Annotated in this window: 23 protein-coding genes and 1 other RNA gene; 17 read left to right on the top strand and 7 right to left on the bottom strand. The window is 72.1% G+C overall.

The annotated features are described in order from the left end of the window. The first annotated feature begins 123 nt into the window (after nt 1-123). From prfB to BLP29_RS00685, 9 genes are read left to right on the top strand one after another with little or no spacing between them, the layout of a single operon-like run. Nucleotides 124-1,239: a peptide chain release factor 2 gene (gene prfB / locus BLP29_RS00725; RefSeq protein WP_092798886.1), complete on the top strand. Its 1,116-nt coding sequence runs from the start codon at nt 124-126 to the stop codon at nt 1,237-1,239. A 52-nt stretch (nt 1,240-1,291) separates the two neighbouring features. Continuing rightward, nucleotides 1,292-1,981, top strand: coding sequence for a cell division ATP-binding protein FtsE (gene ftsE / locus BLP29_RS00720; RefSeq protein ID WP_092798884.1), 690 nt, complete (start codon nt 1,292-1,294; stop codon nt 1,979-1,981). Nucleotides 1,982-2,014: 33 nt separating this feature from the next. Beyond that, complete coding sequence (ftsX, locus tag BLP29_RS00715; RefSeq protein ID WP_092798882.1) at nt 2,015-2,899, top strand: permease-like cell division protein FtsX; 885 nt, start codon at nt 2,015-2,017, stop codon at nt 2,897-2,899. 39 nt (nt 2,900-2,938) lie between these two features. Next, a complete protein-coding gene (smpB, locus tag BLP29_RS00710; RefSeq protein ID WP_092798880.1) occupies nt 2,939-3,421 on the top strand; it encodes an SsrA-binding protein SmpB in 483 nt (160 codons plus the stop codon). Next, complete coding sequence (locus BLP29_RS00705) at nt 3,418-4,341, top strand: NADP-dependent oxidoreductase (protein ID WP_092798878.1); 924 nt, start codon at nt 3,418-3,420, stop codon at nt 4,339-4,341. Before smpB ends, BLP29_RS00705 begins: the two co-directional genes overlap by 4 nt. 10 nt (nt 4,342-4,351) lie before the next feature. Next, entirely contained in the window at nt 4,352-5,239 is an 888-nt protein-coding gene (locus tag BLP29_RS00700) for an amidohydrolase family protein (RefSeq protein ID WP_092798876.1), read from the top strand. 13 nt (nt 5,240-5,252) lie between these two features. After that, nucleotides 5,253-6,230 (top strand): GNAT family N-acetyltransferase, encoded by a 978-nt coding sequence (locus BLP29_RS00695; protein ID WP_092798874.1) that lies wholly within the window; start codon nt 5,253-5,255, stop codon nt 6,228-6,230. Between the two features lie 20 nt (nt 6,231-6,250). Then, nucleotides 6,251-7,135 carry an SCO6745 family protein gene (locus tag BLP29_RS00690; protein WP_092798872.1) on the top strand — a complete coding sequence of 295 codons (885 nt, stop codon included), beginning with the start codon at nt 6,251-6,253 and terminating at the stop codon, nt 7,133-7,135. Continuing rightward, a complete protein-coding gene (locus BLP29_RS00685; protein WP_243469595.1) occupies nt 7,132-7,698 on the top strand; it encodes a carboxymuconolactone decarboxylase family protein in 567 nt (188 codons plus the stop codon). Before BLP29_RS00690 ends, BLP29_RS00685 begins: the two co-directional genes overlap by 4 nt. On the opposite strand, the gene yczE is transcribed toward BLP29_RS00685, so the two are convergent. Further along, entirely contained in the window at nt 7,695-8,360 is a 666-nt protein-coding gene (gene yczE / locus BLP29_RS00680) for a membrane protein YczE (protein WP_207798242.1), read from the bottom strand. The genes BLP29_RS00685 and yczE overlap by 4 nt on opposite strands. 82 nt (nt 8,361-8,442) lie before the next feature. Beyond that, a complete protein-coding gene (locus BLP29_RS00675; RefSeq protein WP_207798241.1) occupies nt 8,443-9,315 on the bottom strand; it encodes a cutinase family protein in 873 nt (290 codons plus the stop codon). 391 nt (nt 9,316-9,706) lie between these two features. Between BLP29_RS00675 and BLP29_RS00670 the strand changes: the two genes are divergently transcribed. The 4 genes from BLP29_RS00670 to BLP29_RS00655 all read left to right on the top strand — a co-directional run bounded on the left by BLP29_RS00670 (nt 9,707) and on the right by BLP29_RS00655 (nt 12,459). Continuing rightward, entirely contained in the window at nt 9,707-10,864 is a 1,158-nt protein-coding gene (locus BLP29_RS00670) for a magnesium and cobalt transport protein CorA (RefSeq protein WP_207798240.1), read from the top strand. Nucleotides 10,865-10,892: 28 nt separating this feature from the next. Next, nucleotides 10,893-11,268, top strand: a transfer-messenger RNA (tmRNA) gene (gene ssrA, locus BLP29_RS00665). An 88-nt stretch (nt 11,269-11,356) separates the two neighbouring features. Further along, a complete protein-coding gene (locus BLP29_RS00660) occupies nt 11,357-11,710 on the top strand; it encodes a ribonuclease E inhibitor RraB (RefSeq protein WP_092798870.1) in 354 nt (117 codons plus the stop codon). Between the two features lie 227 nt (nt 11,711-11,937). Next, complete coding sequence (locus BLP29_RS00655; protein WP_092798868.1) at nt 11,938-12,459, top strand: hypothetical protein; 522 nt, start codon at nt 11,938-11,940, stop codon at nt 12,457-12,459. A 240-nt stretch (nt 12,460-12,699) separates the two neighbouring features. Here BLP29_RS00655 and BLP29_RS00650 read toward each other — a convergent pair whose 3' ends face one another. Further along, nucleotides 12,700-15,075 carry an ATP-binding cassette domain-containing protein gene (locus tag BLP29_RS00650; protein WP_092798866.1) on the bottom strand — a complete coding sequence of 792 codons (2,376 nt, stop codon included), beginning with the start codon at nt 15,073-15,075 and terminating at the stop codon, nt 12,700-12,702. Nucleotides 15,076-15,155: 80 nt separating this feature from the next. Between BLP29_RS00650 and BLP29_RS00645 the strand changes: the two genes are divergently transcribed. Beyond that, nucleotides 15,156-16,046 (top strand): sigma-70 family RNA polymerase sigma factor, encoded by an 891-nt coding sequence (locus BLP29_RS00645; protein WP_092800522.1) that lies wholly within the window; start codon nt 15,156-15,158, stop codon nt 16,044-16,046. Continuing rightward, on the top strand, nt 16,043-16,279 hold the full coding sequence (locus BLP29_RS00640; protein ID WP_092798864.1) for a hypothetical protein: 237 nt from the start codon (nt 16,043-16,045) through the stop codon (nt 16,277-16,279). Before BLP29_RS00645 ends, BLP29_RS00640 begins: the two co-directional genes overlap by 4 nt. 2 nt (nt 16,280-16,281) lie before the next feature. On the opposite strand, the gene BLP29_RS00635 is transcribed toward BLP29_RS00640, so the two are convergent. After that, nucleotides 16,282-17,286, bottom strand: coding sequence for an NADP-dependent oxidoreductase (locus BLP29_RS00635; protein ID WP_092798862.1), 1,005 nt, complete (start codon nt 17,284-17,286; stop codon nt 16,282-16,284). 14 nt (nt 17,287-17,300) lie between these two features. Next, entirely contained in the window at nt 17,301-17,687 is a 387-nt protein-coding gene (locus tag BLP29_RS00630; protein ID WP_092800519.1) for a DUF1304 domain-containing protein, read from the bottom strand. An 87-nt stretch (nt 17,688-17,774) separates the two neighbouring features. Between BLP29_RS00630 and BLP29_RS00625 the strand changes: the two genes are divergently transcribed. Beyond that, nucleotides 17,775-18,356 (top strand): TetR/AcrR family transcriptional regulator, encoded by a 582-nt coding sequence (locus tag BLP29_RS00625; protein ID WP_092798860.1) that lies wholly within the window; start codon nt 17,775-17,777, stop codon nt 18,354-18,356. A gap of 7 nt (nt 18,357-18,363) precedes the next feature. Here BLP29_RS00625 and BLP29_RS00620 read toward each other — a convergent pair whose 3' ends face one another. Together BLP29_RS00620 and BLP29_RS00615 are read right to left on the bottom strand one after the other, a co-directional pair. Continuing rightward, nucleotides 18,364-18,732 (bottom strand): hypothetical protein, encoded by a 369-nt coding sequence (locus tag BLP29_RS00620; RefSeq protein ID WP_092798858.1) that lies wholly within the window; start codon nt 18,730-18,732, stop codon nt 18,364-18,366. A gap of 2 nt (nt 18,733-18,734) precedes the next feature. Further along, on the bottom strand, nt 18,735-19,769 hold the full coding sequence (locus BLP29_RS00615; protein ID WP_092798856.1) for a uroporphyrinogen decarboxylase family protein: 1,035 nt from the start codon (nt 19,767-19,769) through the stop codon (nt 18,735-18,737). A gap of 95 nt (nt 19,770-19,864) precedes the next feature. Between BLP29_RS00615 and BLP29_RS00610 the strand changes: the two genes are divergently transcribed. Continuing rightward, nucleotides 19,865-20,935, top strand: coding sequence for an alpha/beta fold hydrolase (locus BLP29_RS00610; RefSeq protein WP_243469594.1), 1,071 nt, complete (start codon nt 19,865-19,867; stop codon nt 20,933-20,935). Nucleotides 20,936-20,943 lie beyond the last annotated feature (8 nt).

Below are 20,943 nucleotides of genomic sequence, written 5' to 3'. Positions count from 1 at the left end.
CCGCACCACGACCCGGGCATCGGCACCGCTGGGCCACCCCTGCAGGCCATCACCGGCGCCTCGCTCGTCCGGGGGAGACCGCACGCGGCTGGGGCTTGCAGGCAGCCACTACCGTGGTCGGACGTGGCTGCCGACTTCTCCTCACGCCTGGACGACCTCAACGGGACCCTGGGGTCGATCGAGGCCGTGATGAAGCTCGACGACCTGCGCGACGAGATCCGCGACCTCGAGCAGCAGTCGGCCGCCCCTGACCTGTGGGACGACGTCGAGGCCGCGCAGAAGATCACCTCGCGGCTGTCCTACCTGCAGGGCGACCTGCGCCGGGTCGAGGAGCTGCGCAGCCGCATCGACGACGTCGCCGTGCTCTGGGAGATGGCCGCCGAGGAGGACGACGAGGCCACCCGCGCCGAGGCCGAGCGCGAGGTCGAGAACCTGCAGAAGTCCATCCAGGAGCTCGAGGTGCGCACCCTGCTGTCGGGGGAGTACGACGCCCGCGAGGCCCTGGTGACCATCCGCTCGGAGGCCGGGGGCGTCGACGCCGCCGACTTCGCCGAGATGCTGCTGCGCATGTACCTGCGCTGGGCCGAGCGCAAGGGCTACCCCACCGAGGTCTACGACACCTCCTACGCCGAGGAGGCCGGGATCAAGTCGGCCACCTTCGCGGTGAAGCAGCCCTACGCCTACGGCACGCTGTCGGTCGAGCAGGGCACCCACCGCCTGGTGCGCATCTCGCCCTTCGACAACCAGGGCCGCCGGCAGACCTCCTTCGCCGGGGTCGAGGTGCTGCCCGTGGTGGAGCAGACCGACCACGTCGACATCCCCGACAACGAGATCCGGGTCGACGTCTTCCGCTCGTCGGGCCCCGGCGGCCAGTCGGTCAACACCACAGACTCCGCCGTCCGCATGACCCACATCCCCACGGGCATCGTCGTCTCCTGCCAGAACGAGAAGTCCCAGATCCAGAACCGCGCCGCCGCCCTGCGGGTGCTGCAGGCCCGCCTGCTCGTGGTGCGCCAGCGCGAGCAGAAGGCCGAGATGGACGCGCTGAAGGGCGAGGGCAGCAGCTGGGGCAACCAGATGCGCTCCTACGTGCTGCACCCGTACCAGATGGTGAAGGACCTGCGCACCGAGGTCGAGAGCGGCAACCCGTCCACCGTGCTCGACGGCGACATCGACGCCTTCGTCGAGGCCGGCATCCGCTGGCGCAAGGAGCAGGAGCAGGCCGCCGAGGCTGTGTGAGCCACGGCGAGCCGGTCGGGATGACCAGCTCCGGCGGGTACGGTCAGTCCTCGTGATCGAGCTGCAGAACGTCACCAAGGTGTACCCGACGAGTCCTCGTCCGGCCCTCGACGACGTCTCCATGGAGATCGACAAGGGCGAGTTCGTCTTCCTCATCGGGTCGTCGGGCTCGGGCAAGTCCACCTTCCTGCGGCTGCTGCTCAAGGAGGACAACCCGACCTCGGGCACGATCAAGGTCAACGACAAGACCCTGAACACCATGAGCAAGTGGCAGGTGCCCAAGCTGCGCCGCACGATGGGCTGCGTCTTCCAGGACTTCCGGCTGCTGCGCAACCGCACCGTCGCCGAGAACGTCGCCTTCGCCCTCGAGGTCATCAACAAGCCCCAGCGCACGATCCGCCGGGTCGTGCCCGAGGTGCTGGAGATGGTCGGGCTCGAGGGCAAGGCCGAGCGGCTGCCCAACGAGCTCTCCGGTGGTGAGCAGCAGCGCGTCGCCATCGCCCGCGCGTTCGTGAACCGGCCCCTGGTGCTGCTGGCCGACGAGCCCACCGGCAACCTGGACCCCGAGACCAGCCAGGGCATCATGCTGCTGCTCGAGCGGATCAACCGCACCGGCACGACCGTGGTCATGGCCACGCACGACTACCACATCGTCGACTCGATGCGCCGCCGCGTGATCGAGCTCAACGACGGCCAGGTGTCCCGCGACCAGTCCCGCGGCGTCTACGGCGTCGGTCGCTGAGCGCGGCCGACCCCCGAATCCTCGAAGGAACCCATGCGCGTCAACTTCGTCCTCTCCGAGGTGGCCACCGGGCTGCGCCGGAACCTGACCATGACGGTCGCCATGATCCTGACCACCGGGATCTCCCTGGCCCTCATGGGCACCGGGCTCGTCATCGCCAACATGATCAGCGACATGCGGGCGATCTACTACGACAAGGTGCAGGTCTCGATCTACCTGTCCGACGACGTCACCGAGGAGCAGCGCGAGGCCATCGCCACGCAGCTCGACGACTCGCCCGACGTCGCGAACTACATCTACGAGTCCAAGGCCGAGGCCTACCAGCGGTTCACCGAGCAGTTCTCCCAGCAGCCCGCGCTGGTGGAGAACACCGACCCGAACGCGCTGCCCGAGAGCTTCCGGGTCGAGCTGGTGAACCCCGAGCGGTACCCGGTCATCGCGCAGGAGTTCCCCAACGGCGAGAACGGCGTCGACGAGGTGCGCGACGAGGGCGACTTCCTGGACCGCCTGTTCAGCCTGCTCAACGGCGCCCGCAACGCCACCATCGCGGTGGCCGTCGTGCAGGCGCTGGCCGCGTTGCTGCTGATCTCCAACACGATCCAGCTCGCCGCGTTCAACCGGCGCAACGAGACCAACATCATGCGGCTGGTCGGCGCCTCGCGCTGGTACACCCAACTGCCGTTCATCCTCGAGGCGGCGCTGGCCGGCCTGCTCGGCGGGCTGCTCGCGACGGTCGGCCTGGTGCTCACCAAGGTGCTGTTCATCGACCGCACCCTGGCCGGGCCGATCAAGGCCGGCATCATCCCGCCGGTCGACTGGGGGGTCATCGCGACCATCAGCCCGGTCATCACCGGCGCCGGCATGGGCCTGGCCGCGATCGCGGCGTACGTGACCCTGCGGCTGTACGTGCGCCTCTGACCCGGATCCGAGTGGCAGGGGCTCGGTAACCTGGGCCCCATGCCGCGAGAACAGGGGCGCAAGTTCATCGCCCAGAACAAGAAGGCGCGGCACGACTACTCGATCCTCGACACCTACGAGGTCGGCCTCGTGCTGACCGGCACCGAGGTCAAGAGCCTGCGCATGGGTCGTGCCTCCCTCGTCGACGGGTTCGCCATGATCGACGACGGCGAGGTCTGGCTGCACCACGTGCACATCCCGGAGTACACCGAGGGCACGTGGACCAACCACACCCCGCGCCGCAAGCGCAAGATCCTCATGCACCGCAGCGAGATCGAGAAGCTGATCGGCAAGACCAAGGAGGGCGGGCTCACCCTGGTCCCGCTCGACCTGTACTTCAAGGACGGCCGCGCCAAGGCCACGCTCGCCCTCGCCAAGGGCAAGAAGAGCTACGACAAGCGCCAGGACCTCGCCGAGAAGGACAGCCGCCGCGAGATGGAGCGCGCGTTCGGCCAGTACGTCAAGCGCGGGGGTCGGCGATGAGGGGTGTCGCCTACGACCGCTTCGGCGGCGTCGAGGTGCTCCGGCTGCGCGACGACCTGCCGGTGCCGCCGGTCGGGCCGGACGTCGTCCTGGTGCGGGTGCACGCCGCCGGGGTCAACCCGGTCGACATGGCGATCCGCTCGGGCGGGCTGGCCGAGCTGTTCCCGCACCACTTCCCGGTCGTGCCGGGCTGGGACGTCGCCGGCGTGGTCGAGAAGGTCGGCCCCGCGGTCACCGGCTTCGCCCCCGGCGACGAGGTGTTCGGCTACGTGCGCCGCGACGACGTCGGCCTGGGCACGTGCGCCGAGTACGTCGCCGCCCCGCAGCGGTGCCTGGCGCACAAGCCGCAGTCGCTGAGCTTCGCCGAGGCCGGGTCGCTGCCGTTGGCCGGGCTGACCGCCTACCAGGCGCTCACCGAGACCCTCGACGTCGGCGAGGGCGACCGGGTGCTGGTGCACCGCGCCTCGGGTGGCGTGGGGTTCAACGCGGTGCAGATCGCCGTCGCGCTGGGCGCGCACGTGATCGGCACGGCGAGCGCGAAGAACCACGGCTTCCTGCGCGACGCCGGCTGCGCCGAGGTGTACGACTACGCCGACGGCCCGCTCTCCGAGCAGCTGTCCGAGCCGGCGGACGCCGTCCTCGACCTGGTCGGTGGGGCGACCCTGGCCGACGCACCCGACCAGGTGCGCGACGTCGCGCGCATCGCGTCGGTGGTCGACCCGGCCGTCAACGACCTGGGTGGCCAGTACGTGTTCGTGCGGCCCGACGCCCACGACCTCGAGGAGCTCGCCCGGCTGGCCGACGACGGCCAGTTGCGGGTGCCGGTGGCCAAGGCGTTCCCGCTCGACCGCACCGCCGAGGCCCACGAGCTCGTCGCCGCCGGGCACGTGCGCGGCAAGGTCGTCGTCACCCTGCGATGACGGTGCGGCGATGACGGTGCAGCCCCCGGTCGACGACGCCGACGTCCCGCGGTACGTCGCCGAGCTGGGGCTGCCCGGGCTCGTCGACGTGCACGTGCACTTCATGCCCGAGCGCGTGCAGGCCGCGGTGTGGGCCTACTTCGACCGGGCCGAGGAGCACTACGGCCCGGCCTGGCCGATCACCTACCGCGGGCCCGTCGAGCAGCGGCTGGCCCAGCTCGACGCCCTCGGTGTCCGGGCGTTCTCGGCGCTGAACTACCCGCACCGGCCGGGCATGGCCGCCGACCTCAACGACTGGTCGGCCGCGTTCGCCCGCGAGCACCCGCAGGTGCTGCAGTCGGCGACCTTCTTCCCCGAACCCGAGGCCGCGGACTACGTGCCGGCGGCGGTCGAGGCCGGGGCCCGGGTGTTCAAGGTGCACGTGCAGGTCGGCTCGTTCGACCCGCGCGATGCGCACCTGGCCCCGGTGTGGGCGCACCTGGAGCAGACCGGCACCCCGGTGGTCATCCACTGCGGGTCCGGGCCGCTGGCCGGCGAGCACACCGGGCCGGCGCCGGTGCAGGGCCTGCTGCAGCGGCACCCCGGGTTGCAGCTGGTGATCGCCCACCTGGGCATGCCCGAGTACGCCGAGTTCCTCGACCTGGCCGAGACCTACGAGGGCGTGCGGCTGGACACCACGATGTTCGCCACCGACTTCACCGAGGCGCTCATGCCCTTCGACCGGGCGCTGCTGCCCCGGCTGGCCGCGCTCGGGGACAAGGTGCTGCTGGGCAGCGACTTCCCGTCGATCCCGTACCCCTACGCCCACCAGCTCGCCGCGCTGCACCGGCTCGGGCTGGGGGAGGAGTGGCTGCGCGCGGTGCTGTGGCGCAACGGGGCCCGCCTGTTCGGGCTCTGAGTAGGGTCGCCGGGTGTCCTTCCCCGCTGCGCTGACCGTCCGTCCGCTCACCCGGGACGACCTCCCCGCCGCCGCCGCGCTGTACGAGGCCGCGGAGCGGGTCGACGACACCGGCGAGCACTACGACGCCGCGGACCTGGCCGAGCAGTGGTTCGCCCCCTTCGTCGAGGTCGACGCCGACACCCGTGCGGTGCTCGACGGGGACGACCTCGTGGCGGTGGCGGCGACCGTCGCCGCCCCCACCTTCCGCGATGCCTACGGTGTCCACCTGGACGGACGGGTGCGCCCGGACCGGCGCGGCGAGGGCATCGGGCGGGCGGTGCTGGACTGGCAGGTCGCGCGCGGGCGCGAGATCCACGCCGAGCGGCACCCCGAGGCGCCGGCGCGGCTCACCGTGCTGCACCAGGCCACCATCACCGGCCAGGAGGGCCTGCTGCGCCGCGGCGGCTTCACCCCGGCGCGGTGGTTCCAGAGCATGTCCCGCCCGTTGACCGACCTGCCCGCGCCGCGCACCGTCGACGGCGTCGAGCTGGTGCGCTTCGACTGGGCGCGCGACGAGCAGGTGCGGCACGCGCACAACGCCGCCTTCACCGAGCACTACGGCTCCAGCGAACGCGACCGCACGTCCTGGCAGACCATGTTCACCGGGCAGCGGGCGTTCCGGGCCGACCTCTCGGTGCTCGCCGTCCAGGACGACGAGGTGGTCGGGTACGTACTGGCCTACGTGCACGAGGCCGACACCGCCGCGACCGGCACGGTCGACGCCTACTACGGCCAGATCGGCGTGGTGCCCGCCGCCCGCGGCCGGGGGCTGTCCAAGGCGGTGATCGCCGCGGCGCTGCGGGCAGCCGCCGACGCCGGCTGCGACAGCGCGTCGCTGGAGGTGGACACCGACAACGTCGACGAGGCGCAGGGGCTGTACCGCTCGATGGGGTTCGCGGTGGCCCGCACCCAGGTGTCGTGGTCGGTGCACCTGCCCCCGCTGGGGTGAACGACCAGTAGGGTCCGCACATGGTCACTGTGGATCAGCTCACACCCCCGGGCGTCGACGTCCGGCTGGCCGCCCGGGCGCACCGCTCGGTCGAACCGCTGCACTCCCACCACTACTTCTCGCCCGAGCTCGACGAGCACCTGGCCGCCACCGGCCTGCGGCCGGGCCGGATGACCTACTTCGCCGGCCGGGCGGCGCCGATGGGTGCGGTGTCCCCGGGCGTGGTGACCGCGACCTTCTACAACTTCGCGCCCGGCCTGGTGGCCCGGCACGTGCCGCGGTGCTGGACGCTGGCCTCGCCCGAGGCGGTGGTGGCGGCCCGGTTCGCCAGCGCGCGGGCCTCGCTCACCCGGCTGCTCGGTGACACCCCGACCGCCGACGTCGTCGAGCTGGGCGACCTGCTGGCCGAGGCCTGCACCGTGCTCACGCCCGAGGCGCGTCCGCTCTACGCCGGCCACGCCGACCTCGAGTGGCCCACCGATCCTGTGACCCGCCTGTGGCACGCGGTCACCCTGCTGCGCGAGCACCGCGGCGACGGGCACCTGATGGCGTTGCAGCTGCACGGGCTCACCGGTCTCGAGGCCCTGGTGACGCACACGGTCACCGGCCGCGGGTTCACCGTCGAGGCGGCGCAGCGCACGCGGGGCTGGAGCCCCGAGGAGTGGGCGGGCGCCGTGCAACGGCTCACCGCCCGGGGCCTGCTCGACGAGCAGGGCCTGACCGAGGACGGCGTGGCCCGGCGGGCCGCCGTGGAGGAGGCGACGGACATGCTGAGCGTGCAGCCCTTCGAGCACCTGGGGGTCGAGCGCACCGAGCGGGTGGTGCAGCTGGCCAAGAACATGGCCCGCACCGTCGTGGCCGCGGGTGCCTACCCCGCCGGTGTGCTCGCCGGGGGCTCCAGGTGAGCGGCACCCACCACGAGGCGACCGGCCCGGCCCGGTTGTCCTTCCCCGAGGTCACGTCCGAGGCCCGGCCCATCGCCGACCGCATGGCCGCCCGCCGCGGCGGCGAGCTGTCCGCGCTGGACAAGCTGCTGCTGCACAGCCCGCCGGTCGCCGACGGGTGGAACGAGCTGCTCGGAGCGCTGCGGCACAAGTCGTCCCTGGGCGCGGACCTGCGCGAACTGGCCATCCTGCGGGTGGCGGTGCTCAACAACGCCGCCTTCGAGTGGGTGGCGCACAAGGACGCCGCCCGCCGGGCCGGGATCACCGACGCGCAGATCGACGCGCTCTACGACCAGGACCCGCGGGCGCACTTCGACTACCGGCAGAACCTGGTGCTCGAGCTCACCGACACCGCCACCATGGAGATCGAGATCCCCGACCTGCTCTTCCAGCAGGTGCGCGCCGAGTTCAGCGAGCGCGAGATCGTCGAGCTCATGGTCACCATCGGCGGGTACGCGATGGTCAGCCGGTTCCTGGTCGCCCTGCGGGTGCCGCCGCCCGAGGGCGAGGTCGCCTCGGTCTAGGCGGGGACGGCGGGGGCGTCGGCGTCGCGGTCCGGCTCGGGCAGCCGGACCGCGACCAGCGGCAGGAACAGCTGGACCAACGGGCCGATGGCGACCGCGTACAGCACGGTGCCGACCCCGACCGAGCCGCCGAGCAGCAGGCCCACGGCCAGCACGGTCAGCTCCAGGCAGGTGCGCACCAGCCGCACGCTGCGGCCGGTGCGGGCGACCAGGCCGGTCATCAGGCCGTCGCGGGGGCCGGCCCCGAAGGCGCTGGCCAGGTAGGTGGCACCGGCCAGCCCGTTGAGGACGACGCCGGCCACTAGCAGCCCGATGCGCAGCGGCAGCGACTCCACCGGCGGCAGCACGGCCAACCCGGCGTCGACGGCGAGCCCGATCACCACCACGTTGCTCACGGTGCCCAGCCCAGGCCACTGACGCAGCGGGATCCACAGCAGCAGCACCAGCGCCCCGACGGCGATGGTCACGGTGCCGAACGACCAGCCCAGCTGCTCGGCCAGTCCCTGGTGCAGCACGTCCCACGGGTCCAGCCCGAGCTCGGCGCGCAGCACCAGCGCCATGGAGAAGCCGTAGAGGACCAGGCCGACGTACAGCTGCACCAGCCGGCGGGGGAGGCGACCGGTGCGCAGTTGCTGCAGGGGCGTCAGCGCGGGAGTGGGCACGTCGACCAGCCTGACGCCGTCCACCGGGGGGAGGACCAGTCCACTCCGGCCGGTGGACAGCAGTCCACCGGCCGGAGTGGGCTCAGCAGCCGGTGACCCGGGACCAGGAGGCGGTGCCGTCCTGGCGCAGCGACACCGCCGTCTGGCTGACCGTGTAGCCCAGCCGGTCGCGGCTGCCGCGGGCGTAGGCCACGCCGTAGACCGACACCGCGCGGTCGGCGGAGACGTGCTCACCGGGGGTCGCCGTCACGCAGGTGGCCCCCGGGGTCGGCGTGGTCGGCGTGCCGGCGGCACGCACCCGGGCCGCGGCGAACGAGGCACCGGCCGTGGTCGCCCCGTTGCTGGCATAGCTGAGGTGCCCACCCGTGCCGTTCTTCGGCTGGCTGCCGCACACGGTGTCCGAGCTGTTGCAGTAGTCCACCGACCGCGGGCCGTACGTGGGGCTGGCCGTGGCGATGGTCCGCCCGCCCGACAGGCCCAGCGGGTTGCCGAAGACGACGACGGCGACGACCCGGTCGGCCAGCGCCGCGGGGATCGGCGTGCCGGTGCTGACCCCGGTGCGGATGCCGACGGCGAGGTCGGTGACCGTGGCGCCCTGCGAGTAGCCGCCCAGCACGAACCGGGTGCCGGGGCAGGCCGCGGCCACCTCGCTCACGTGCCGGCTCATGTCCGCCGAGCCGGGGCCGGCGCTGGTCTGGCTGCTGTTGGCCGCGTAGTCGACGGCGTAGGAGCTGACCGTGCGGTCGGCCAGCTGGCTGGTCAGGGCCGACACGAACGGCCGGCCGGTGATGCCCAGGCCGGGCGTCTCGCCGGTGCCGCGGGCGAAGACGACGTCGACGTCGGCGCAGGCGGCTGCGGCGGGGGCCGCGGTGCCGACGACGGTCGCGGCGAGCGCGGTGCCGACGACGGCGGTGGAGGTGAGCAGGTGGACGGCGGTGCGGAGGAGCCGCGTCACGTCAGGATCCCTCTCGTCGGACGGGGCCGGATCCCTGCGCCTGTTCTTGACGGTGCCGGCACCAGCCGACCGCGGGACGCGCACAGTCTGCCCACAGGCGCCGGTGATGCACCAGGGTCGGTCGGCAGTCGGTGGCGCACCCCGGGGGAGTGGTCTTCACCGCACGTGTGCCTGCCGTGCATGCCGGCCGGTACGGGGCGTGCGATCATCGACGACGGCCCGGACGCCGGGGCCCGACCGGACGGGAGGTGGCACGCATGCGCAGCGAGCCCCCCAGTCACAGTCCCGAGGTCCCCGCCGCCTGACGCGGCCGGCCACGGTCCCCGTCCGGGGCCGGTGCCCGCGGGACCTCCTCCGACGTCCCCGCCCGCACCACCCCAGGGAGTCCGTCGTGGCCGATCGCCGCCGTCCCCAGCTCACTGCCCCGCTCACCGCCCTGAGCACGCTCACCCGCCGGCCCCGGCCGACCGGTCTGGCGCCCGAGCCGGTCACCCGCCTGGAGCTGCCCGGACGCGCGCCGAAGATGGTCGACAACGCCGTCTACAGCAACGGGCGCCGCGTGGACACCCCCGGGTCGCCGGAGGAGAGCCGCACCTGGCTGCGCCTCACCGACGGGTTCACCGAGAACCGCCTCGCCTGGCTGGGCCTCTACCGGCCCGAGCCGCACCAGGTCGGTGAGCTGGCCGAGCTGTTCGACCTGCCCGAGCTGGCCGTCGAGGACGCCATCCACGCCCATCAGCGGCCGAAGTTCGAGCGCTACGGGGACACGCTCTTCGTCGTCCTCAAGGCCGCCCGGTACCTCGACGCCCGCGAGGAGGTCGAGTTCGGCGAGCTGCACCTGTTCCTCGGGCGCGACTTCGTCATCACGATCCGGCACGCGGAGTCCCCGGACCTGGCGCGCGTGCGCCGGCGGCTGGAGAGCGACCCGGAGCTGCTGGCCAAGGGCAGCGAGTCGGTGCTCTACGCCATCCTCGACGCCGTCGTCGACGGGTACCTGCCGGTGCTGGCCGGGCTGGACAAGGACATCGACGAGATCGAGCTCGAGGTGTTCCGCGGTGACCCGAAGGTGTCCCGGCGCATCTACGAGCTGTCCCAGGAGGTGCTCGACGTCCAGCGGGCCACCGCGCCGCTGGCCGGCATCTGCGCGGCGATCACCGCCGGGTTCGAGAAGTACGGCGTCGACGAGGACCTGCGGGCCAACCTGCGCGACGTCGCCGACCACGTCACCGGCATCAACGAGCGGGTCGACGCCTTCCGGTCGCAGCTGCGCGACATCCTCACCGTGAACGCGACCCTGGTCGCCCAGCGGCAGAACGAGGAGATGAAGACGCTGTCGGAGACCTCGATCGCCCAGGGCGAGGAGGTCAAGAAGATCTCGGCCTGGGCAGCCATCCTGTTCGCCCCCTCGCTGGTCGGCGGCGTCTACGGCATGAACTTCGACCACATGCCCGAGCTGACCTGGGTGTTCGGCTACCCCTTCGCGCTGGCGCTGATGTTCGGCATCAGCCTGGCGCTCTACGTCATCTTCAAGCGGCGCGACTGGATCTAGGCGTAGGATCTGCCGGTACAACTGCACAGGGGGTGATTGGTCTCGACTTCGGTCGGGTCACCAGGGGAAGCGAGCCGAGGAAGCCAACGATGAGCTCGTTAACCACGCGTTGGAAAACACACAAGCGCCGACTCCAGTCAGCGCGACTTCGCTCTCGCTGCGTAAGCAGCCAGAGTGAGTCTGTCAGCCCGGGTTCTGTCATCGGCCCGGATCCTGGCATCAGCTAGATGACTCACCGTGCTGGTCGGTCGCGGACCGGCACGGGACACCCCACAGCGACTGGGCCTGTCGTCCCGACCTGTTCGTGGGATCGGGAAGGTCGAGCAGGGACACAGCGGACTGCGCTCGGAGAAGCCCTGGTCGCGCGTCGAAGGACGCGGGTTCGATTCCCGCCACCTCCACCATCACAGCACCACCCCTTGCAGAGCAGAGCCCGGACGGTCCTCGGACCGCCCGGGCTCTGCTGCGTCGCGGGGAGCTAGCGTCGGCGGCATGACCTCGGACATGGCGGCCCAGCACGAGGCGAACGTGGCGCTGGTGGCGCAGCGGGTGGAGCTGGGGGACGCGCCGCACGTGCCGCGTCCGCTGGACCACCTCGTGGTGGTGCCGCGCCGGCACGCCGCCGCCGTGCAGACCGACCTGGTCGCCCTCGGTTTCCGCGTGGACGGTGTGGGCCGGGGTCTGCGACGGGTGCGGATCGAGTTCTCCCGCATCGACGCCGCCGACGTCGATACCGCCGACGCCTCCAGCCAGCAGATCTTCGACGTCGTCGACCGCCACGGCGGCGAGTACGACGGCTGGTCGGGCTACCTCGCAGCCGACCCGGCTGACGCCCCGGAGGCCTGACCACACCCCGACCCTCGAAGGCTGGGCGCGGCTACTGGGCATTCCGCGCTCAGAGCGCTCAGCAATCGCACCGAGATCGAGCAACGCGGTCAGCATCAGACGACGACATGTCAGCCAGGGGCTTGCCATCGGGAGTGGGCGGTCGACTTCTCCTGCGCGCCGTGGGCATGTCACCCTGTCCGCAGTTTCGCCGTCCGGAACTCGGCGGCGCATCCACGGGGGTCCACATGAAGCAGTCGCGCCTTACGGCATTCGCGACGTTCGCCGTCGTCCTCCTTGCCGGTTGCGGCAACGAGTCCGAGTTGTCCACGACGTCCGCGGTGGGCGCGACGCGCGCCGCGACCTGGGTCGGGCCGTCGGGTCTTGAGCTCGAGTCCGAGGCAGACGCCCGGTCTGTGCTCGTGGCCCAGCGGGCTGAGGCTGAGCGTGCGGAGGCCGAGCGGGTGGCTGCTGAGCTCGCAGCGGTAGAGGCCGCGGCACAACAAGCGGCCGAGGACGCCGCGTCACAACAGGCAGCCGAGGAAGCAGCCGCGCAGGCAGTCATCGATGCCGAGGGCGGCTGCCCACCAGGCTGGTACTTCGACGACGCGCTCGGATGCACCAGGTCTGAGACGGTCGCCGACGAGGACGACGGATACGTCTACTCCGACCTCGAAGTCCGATGCTCGGACGGGACGGCCACCGTCGAGGAGTGCTTCGGGCCTGGCTCGGACCTGAACGGGAACGGTGTCGCAGACGTCAACGAGTGATGCGCATGTGGTCGCGGACAGCGCCGAGGTGCGCACGCTGCTGGTGAGGCGCGAGGGGGTCGAGCGGCCGAGAGCCATAGTGCTGACGGGGTAGCTGGCGGTCACCGCTCCATGCCCGAGCCTCGCTCACGGCGAGGGGTTCCATCGAATTCGCCCTTCGTCTCTCAGCGGTGCACCACCTGCTTCCAATGGCGGTTCCTGGGTTGTCAGCGACGCGCCAACCAGAGAACCGACACCGCGTCAGGCGCCGACGTACTCCGCCAGGTGCTGGCCGGTGAGGGTGCTGCGGTCGGCGACGAGCTCGGCCGGGGTGCCCTGGAAGACCACCCGCCCGCCGTCGTGCCCGGCGCCGGGGCCGATGTCGATGATGCGGTCGGCGTGCGCCATCACGGCCTGGTGGTGCTCGATGACGACGACCGACTTGCCGGAGTCGACCAGCCGGTCGAGCAGGCCCAGCAGCTGGTCGACGTCGGCCAGGTGCAGACCCGTGGTGGGCTCGTCGAGCACGTAGACGGTGCCGCCCTCGCCCATCTGGGTGGCCAGCTTGAGCCGCTGCCGCTCGCCACCGGACAGCGTGTTCAGCGGCTGGCCGAGGGTCAGGTAGCCCAGGCCGACGTCGACCATGCGGGCCAGGATCTTCTCCGCGGCGGGGGTCTTGGCCTCTCCGGCGGCGAAGTACTCCCGGGCCTCGGTCACCTGCAGTGCCAGCACCTCGGCGATGTTCTTGCCGCCGAGGGTGTACTCCAGCACCGCGGCCTGGAACCGCTTGCCCTCGCACTCCTCGCACGGGGTCGAGACGGTGCCCATGGTCGGGATCTCGGTGATGATCACGCCGGCGCCGTTGCACGAGGGGCACGCGCCCTCGGAGTTCGCGCTGAACAGGGCGGGCTTGACCCCGTTGGCCTTGGCGAAAGCCTTGCGCACCGGCTCGAGCAGTCCGGTGTAGGTGGCCGGGTTGCTGCGGCGGGAGCCCTTGATCGCGCTCTGGTCGATGCTCACCACGCCCTCGCGCCCGGCGACGGACCCGTGCACCAGCGAGCTCTTGCCCGACCCGGCCACGCCGGTCACGACGGTCAGCACGCCGAGCGGGACGTCGACGTCGACGTCGCGGAGGTTGTGGGTCCTGGCCCCGCGGACCTCGAGCACCCCGGTCGGGGTGCGGACCTCCGGCTTGAGCCGCGCCCGGTCGTCGAGGTGGGTGCCGGTGAGCGTGCCGCTGGCCCGCAGCCCCTCGAGCGAGCCCTGGTACAAGACCTCGCCGCCGGCGGTGCCGGCCCGCGGGCCGATGTCGACGACGTGGTCGGCGATGGCGATGGTCTCGGGCTTGTGCTCGACCACCAGCACGGTGTTGCCCTTGTCGCGCAGCTGCAGCAGCAGGGTGTTCATCTTGCCGATGTCGTGCGGGTGCAGGCCGATGGTGGGCTCGTCGAAGACGTAGGTGACGTCGGTGAGCGAGCTGCCCAGGTGCCGGATGAGCTTCGTGCGCTGGGCCTCGCCGCCGGACAGCGTGCCGGCCGGGCGGTCGAGGGAGAGGTAGCCCAGCCCGATCTCGACGAAGGCGTCGAGGGTGTCGCGCAGGCCGGCCAGCAGCGGCGCCACGCTCGGTTCGTCGAGCTTGCGCACCCACTCGGCCAGGTCGCTGATCTGCATCTGGCACAGCTCGGCGATGTTCTTGCCGGCCACCAGGGAGCTCCGCGCGGTGTCGTTGAGCCGGGTGCCGGCGCAGTCGGGGCAGGTGGTGAAGGTGACCGCGCGCTCGACGAAGGCGCGGATGTGCGGCTGCATGGCGTCGACGTCCTTGCTCAGGAACGTCTTCTGGATCTGCGGGATGATGCCGAGGAAGGTGAGGTTGATGCCCTCGACCTTGATCTTGGTGGCGTCCTGGTACAGCAGGGCGCGCAGCTCGCGCTCGGGCAGGTCGCGGATCGGCACGTCGCAGTCGAAGAGGCCGCAGCCGCGCAGGATGCGGCCCTGCCAGCCGTCCATCGACCAGCCCGGGATGGTCAGCGCACCATCATTGATGGACTTCGTGTCGTCGTAGAGTGCGCTGCGGTCGAAGTCGGTGTCCGAGCCGCGGCCCTCGCACCGGGCGCACATGCCGCCCTGCACCCGGAACTCCTGGCGCTCGACCTTCTTCCCGGCCGCCGGGTCGCCCTTCTCCACCGTCAGCCCGCCCTTGCCGCTCACCGTGGCGGTGTTGAACGAGAAGGCCTGCGCCGAGCCGATGTGCGGGGTGCCGATCTTGGAGAACAGGATGCGGAGCAGTGCGTTGACGTCGGTGGCGGTGCCCAGCGTCGAGCGCGGGTTGGCGCCCATGCGCTCCTGGTCGACGATGATCGCCGTGGTCAGGCCGTCGAGCAGGTCGACGTCGGGGCGGGCCTGGCTGGGCATGAAGCCCTGCAGGAACGCCGGGTAGGTCTCGTTGATCAGCCGCTGGGACTCCGCGGCGATGGTGGCGAAGACCAGCGAGCTCTTGCCCGAGCCGGACACCCCGGTGAACACCGTGAGCCGGCGCTTGGGGATCTCGAGGTCGACGTTCTTCAGGTTGTTCTCACGGGCGCCCACGACCCGGATGAGGTCGTGGGTGTCGGCGGCGTGCGGGGCGGGGGTGTCCACGGCGTGCTGTCTACCGCATCCTGACGACGATTCCGACCCGGTCACACCCGGTGGGGCCGGGTCGTCAGGAGGGCGTGGAGATGGTCGAGGGGATGGTCGAGGAGTTCGAGGCGGAGCGACACCGGCTGACGGCGTTGGCCGCCCGGGTGCTGGGCGACCGGGCGGAGGCCGAGGACGTCGTCCAGCAGGCGTGGCTGCGGCTGGACCGCACCGACGTCGAGGTGCTGGACCTGCCCGCGTGGCTGACCACGGTCACCACCCGGCTGTGCCTGGACCGGCTCAAGGCCCGGGTGCCGAGCCCGGTCGAGGAGGTCGACGACGTCCCGGACACCGCTCTCGACCCGGCCGACGCGGTCGCGCTGGCCGACACGGTGGGGGTCGCGCTGCAGGTGGTGCTGGACCGGTTGCCGCCCCGGGAGCGGGTGGCCTTCGTGCTGCACGACAGCTTCGGGTTCGAGTTCGGCACCGTCGCCGCCGTCCTGGACACCACCCCCGCCGCGGCGCGGAAGCTGGCGTCGCGGGCCCGGGCGCGCGTCGCGCAGCCGGCCGCGGAGGACCGGCTGGCCGACTGGGTGGTGGTCGACGCGTTCATGGCCGCCGCCCGCGGGGGAGACCTCGCCCGGCTGCTCGAGCTGCTGGCGCCCGGGGCCGGGGTCACCGCCGACGCGGCCGCCCTGCGGGCCGGCACCCCCGAGCGGATCGACGGCCGGGAGGCCGTCGCGGCGTTCTTCGACGGGAGTGCGCACGCCGCGCTGCCCGTGCTGGTCGAGGACCGGCCCGGCTACGCCTGGTACCACCGCGGCGAGGCGAAGGTCGTCTTCGACTTCACCGTGGTCGACGGGCGGGTCGCCGGCATCGTCTTCCGGGCCGAGCCGGGGGTGCTCGACGGCGTCGAGCGCAGGTCGGTCACACCGGCGGCCTCGCCGTCGTCGCAGGAGCAGGACACCACCACGACGGAGGAGCACCGATGAAGACCATGACCTGCGCCCAGCTCGGCGGGCCCTGCGACCACCCGCACCGCGGCGAGGACGCGAACGCCGTCATCAACGCCCAGGACCAGCACCTGAAGGAGCGCGAGGCGGCCGGCGACTCCACCCACCAGGAGGCCCGGGACGCGATGAAGGCCCGCTGGCGGCACCCGAAGAAGTCGATGGACTGGTACCGGGGCGCGCAGCGGGCCTTCGCCGAGCTGCCGGAGGACTGAGGCTAGATCTTCACGACCATCTTGCCGGTGTTCGCGCCCCGCATCATCGACAGGAACGCCTCGACGGTGTTCTCCACGCCCTCGACCACCGTCTCGTCGTAGGCGATCTCGCCGTCGGCGAACCAGGTGGTCATGTGCTCGCGGAACTCCGGGGCGACGTGGGAGTAGTTGCCCAGCGTGAAACCCTTCAGTGTGAGCCCGCCCTTGATGATGTTCATCATGTTGCGGGGCCCGGCCGGCGCCTCGTCGGCGTTGTAGCCGCTGATCGCGCCGCACAGGGCCGCGCGACCACCGTCGTTGAGCACCGCGAGCGCGGCCTCGAGGTGGTCGCCGCCGACGTTGTCGAAGTAGACGTCGATGCCGTCGGGGGCAGCGTCGCGCAGCTGGTCGAGCACGGGGCCGGCCTTGTAGTCGAACGCGGCGTCGTAGCCGTACTTCTCGGTCAGCAGCGCGACCTTCTCGGCCGAACCAGCCGAGCCGATCACGCGGCCGGCGCCGAGCAGCTTGGCGATCTGGCCGACCGCCGAGCCCACGGCGCCCGCGGCGCCGGAGACGAACACGGTGTCGCCCTCCTTCAGCTGCGCGATGGCGGTGAGGCCTACGTAGGCGGTCATGCCGGTGAGACCGAGGATGCCCAGGTGCAGCGAGGCCGGGGCGCCGGGGATCTCGGGCAGCACCCGGAAGCCGCGGGCGTCCTCCTGGACGACGTCGCGCCAGCCGAAGTTGTGCAGCACGAGCGACCCGACGGGGTGCGCCTCCGACGTCGACTCGACGACGCGGCCGACGGCGCCGCCGGTCAGGGTCTCGCCGAGGGCGAAGGGCGGCACGTAGCTCTTGACGTCGTTCATGCGGCCGCGCATGTAGGGGTCGACGGAGAGGAACTCGTTGCGCACGCGCACCTGGCCGGGGGCCAGGTCGCCGTAGGTCACGGTGACGGTGCGGAAGTCCTCGGGGGTGGGCCACCCCTGGGGGCGGTTGACCAGCTGGATCTGGGTGCTCTCGGTCATGACGTGTCTCCTTGTCAGAGGGCGAGCCCGGCCGCGAGGAGCGCGATGCCGAGCAGGGGAGGGGTGAGCTGGATCAGGGCGGGTCGGGTCTTGGAGCGGTCGCTGGTCAGCAGGACCAGCCCGGCGGCGACCATCGAGCCGGCGCCGACGAACACCAGCGTGGCGCCGACGGCGGTGGCCCCGGCCGCGACGACGACGATGCCGGCGGCGATCTCGACGGCCAGGAACAGGTTGTAGAAGCCCTGGTTGAAGGCCATCGACCGGGTGGCCTCGGCCTCGGCGGGCGTGGTGCCGAAGGTGGCCCGGGCCTTCTCGCCGGTCCAGGCGAGCGACTCGAGCACGAAGATGTACAGGTGGATCGCGGCAGCGACGCCGACGAGCACCAGACCTGCGACGACCATGCTGACCTCCGGGTTGTGGACCGACCGTTGCACGATAGCGCGCGAGCCGACTATCCTGCAACGGAAGGTCCAGAACGAGGAGGAACCATGGCCCGACCGCAGGCCTACGACACCGAGACCGCCGTCCGTGCGGCCCGCGACGTGTTCTGGACCCACGGGTACGAGAGCGCCTCCGTGCCCGAGCTCGAGCGCGCCACGGGGCTGAACCGGTCGAGCATCTACCACGCGTTCGGCAGCAAGCGGGGGCTCTTCGACGCCGCCGTGCAGAGCTACCTCGACGAGGTGGTCCGCCCGCGCCTCGCCGTCCTGACCGGTGACGTCGTCGCCCCCGACGCGCTGGTCGGGTACCTGAACGGGCTGCGGGCGGCGATCGCGGCCGCCGACCCGGCCGGGGCCGGGCAGGGGTGCCTGCTGGTCAACGCGGCCACCGCGCCGATCGGCGCCGACGCCGCCGTGCGCGCCGTCGTGGCCGGCTACCGCGCCGAGCTGCGGACGGCGTTCGAGCGCGGTGTGGCAGCGCGGTTCCCCGCCCGCGATCCCGGGCCGCTCGCCGACACCTGCACCTCGCTGGTGGTGGCCGCGTTCGCGCTGGCCCGGGTCGACCCCGACGGTGCCGTCCGCTCGCTCGACGTCGCCCTGGCCCAGGTCGCCGAGGCCCGGGCCGGCTGAGCACGGCTCAGACGTCCGTGGGCCACCAGCTGCCCGGCCCGGGGTGCGGGTGCACCGTGACCGTCTGCTCCGCGGCGAGCAGCACGCCGACCCGGACCGCCTCGACCACCCGCACCTCGTGCCGGCCGCGCAGCTCGGTGTGCTCGCGGCCGGTGACGACGACGTGGACGCCGGACCGCAGGGTGGCGGCCACCGCGTCGGTGAGCTGGTGCGGGGTGCGCACCCACCGGGTGGTGGGCACCGCGTGCGGCACCCACTCACCCCGGACGTAGGCCCCGGTCGACTCGGCCACCACGAACTCCGCGGACAGGGTCCGGTCGGACCGGTCGACGACCGGGTCGGCGGTCAGCCTGCCTGCGAAGGTCAGCAGGGCCACCGCTACAGCTCGCCGCGCACCAGTTCGGCCGCCGTCGTCAGGGCCCGCATCTTGCCCGCGGCCGCCTCGCGCGGCAGGTACTTCAGGCCGCAGTCGCTGGAGAGCACCAGCTTCTCGACGTCGACGTGGTCCAGCGCCCGGCGCACGCGGTCGGCGATCTGCACGGGCGTCTCGACCTCGGGCGTCGAGAGGTCGAGCACGCCCAGCGCGATGCCCTTGCCGCGCAGGGGCTCCAGCGTGGTCGGGTCCAGGTGCGACTGGGCGGTCTCGACCGAGACGGCGTCGCACGCGACGTCGGCCAGCTCGGGAAGGAACGAGTAGCCGTCGGGCCGCTCGGCGACCATCGCGGCGTAGCCGAAGCACAGGTGCACGTGCGTGGTGCCGGCTGCGCCCTCGAGGGCCCGGTTCAGCGCCTCGACGCCGTACTGCCGGGCGACGTCGGGGCGGGCCTGCAGCCACGGCTCGTCGAGCTGCACGATGTCCGCACCGGCGGCGAACAGGTCGGCGATCTCGGCGCGGACGACGTCGGCGTAGGCCAGGGCCAGCTCGCGGTCGCTGCCGTAGTGGTCGTCCTGCGCCTGCTGGGCCATCGTGAACGGACCCGGCACGGTGATCTTCACGGCCCGGTCGGTGTGCGCGCGCAGGAACCGGACGTCGTCGGCCTGCACCGGGCGGGGCCGGGTGATCGGGCCGCTGATCCGCGGCACCGGGATGTCCAGGCCCGAGCGGTTGCGCACCGTGCCCGGGTTGTCCAGGTCGATGCCCTCGAGCGCGGTGGCGAAGTGGTTGGAGTAGGACTCCCGCCGGATCTCGCCGTCGCCGATGATGTCCAGCCCGGCCTCCTCCTGGGCGCGGATGGTGACCAGGGTGGCGTCGTCCTGGGCCTCGTGGAGCTGGTCGGCCGGGATGCGCCACAGCTCGGCGGCGCGCACCCGCGGCGGGAACTGGTGGCCCAACCGGTCGCGGTCGATCAGCCAGCCGGGCTGCGGGAGGCTCCCGACGACGGTGGTGGGCAGCTTCGGCAACGGGCGGGGCATGGGCACGATCCTGCCCGACGGCAGGTCTGTCGGTCGGGCCGGTCATGGGCCATGGTGAGCGGCGTCACCCCATCCGGCTCGACGAGGAGCTGCTCGTGATCGAGAACCCGTTCTACTCACCCGAGGTGCAGGGCGCCTACCACCTGCACTCCCTGGGCGCCTTCGACCTGGAGGAGGGCGGCACGATCCCCGACCTCCAGCTGGCCTACGCCACCTACGGTCAGCTGAACGAGGCGAAGGACAACGCGATCCTGGTCCCGACCTGGTTCAGCGGCACCCACGCGACGTGGTGGCAGGTCTACATCGGGCCGGGCCGGGCGCTGGACCCGGAGCGGTACTTCATCGTCGTGGTGAACCAGATCGGCAACGGGCTCTCGACGTCCCCGCACACCACCGACGACCCCAGCATCGCGATGTCGCGGTTCCCGAAGGTGCGCATCGGGGACGACGTCCGGGCGCAGCGGCAGCTCACCCAGGAGCTGTTCGGCATCGACCGGTGGGCGCTGGTCGTCGGCGGATCGATGGGCGCGCAGCAGACCTACGAGTGGGCGGTGCGCTACCCCGACGCCGTGCTGCGGGCAGCCCCCATCGCCGGCACCGCGCAGAACACCCCGCACGACTTCCTGTTCACCCAGACCCTCATGGACGCCATCACCTCCGACCCCGGGTGGAACGGGGGTGAGTACACGTCGCACACCGAGGTCGCGGCCGGCCTGGCCCGGCACGCCGACATCTGGGCGATCATGGGCCTGTCGACCGAGTTCTGGCGGTCCGGGTTCTGGAAGGGCATCGAGCTGCCCGACACCAGCTGGGACACCTTCACCGAGTTCCAGGAACGGTTCACCCGCGCCGTGTTCGGCGCCATGGACCCCAACGCGCTGCTGTCGATGGGCTGGAAGTGGCAGCGCGGCGACGTCGCCCGGCACACCGACGGCGACCTCGCCGCAGCGCTGAGCCGGGTGACCGCGAAGACCTTCGTCATGCCGATCGACGAGGACATGTTCTTCCCGCCCCGCGACTGCCGCCGCGAGGCCGAGCTCGTCCCGGGCGCGGAGGTCCGGGTGCTGCCCAGCATCGCCGGCCACTTCGGCCTGTTCGGGTTCGAGCCGGCCTACCTGGCCGCGGTCGACGCGAACCTGACGGAGCTGCTGGCCACCGAGGTCTGAGAAACCGC

Source organism: Klenkia marina, from assembly GCF_900101025.1.
Taxonomy (GTDB): domain Bacteria; phylum Actinomycetota; class Actinomycetes; order Mycobacteriales; family Geodermatophilaceae; genus Klenkia; species Klenkia marina.
This window is presented reverse-complemented; position numbering and strand designations above follow the sequence as displayed.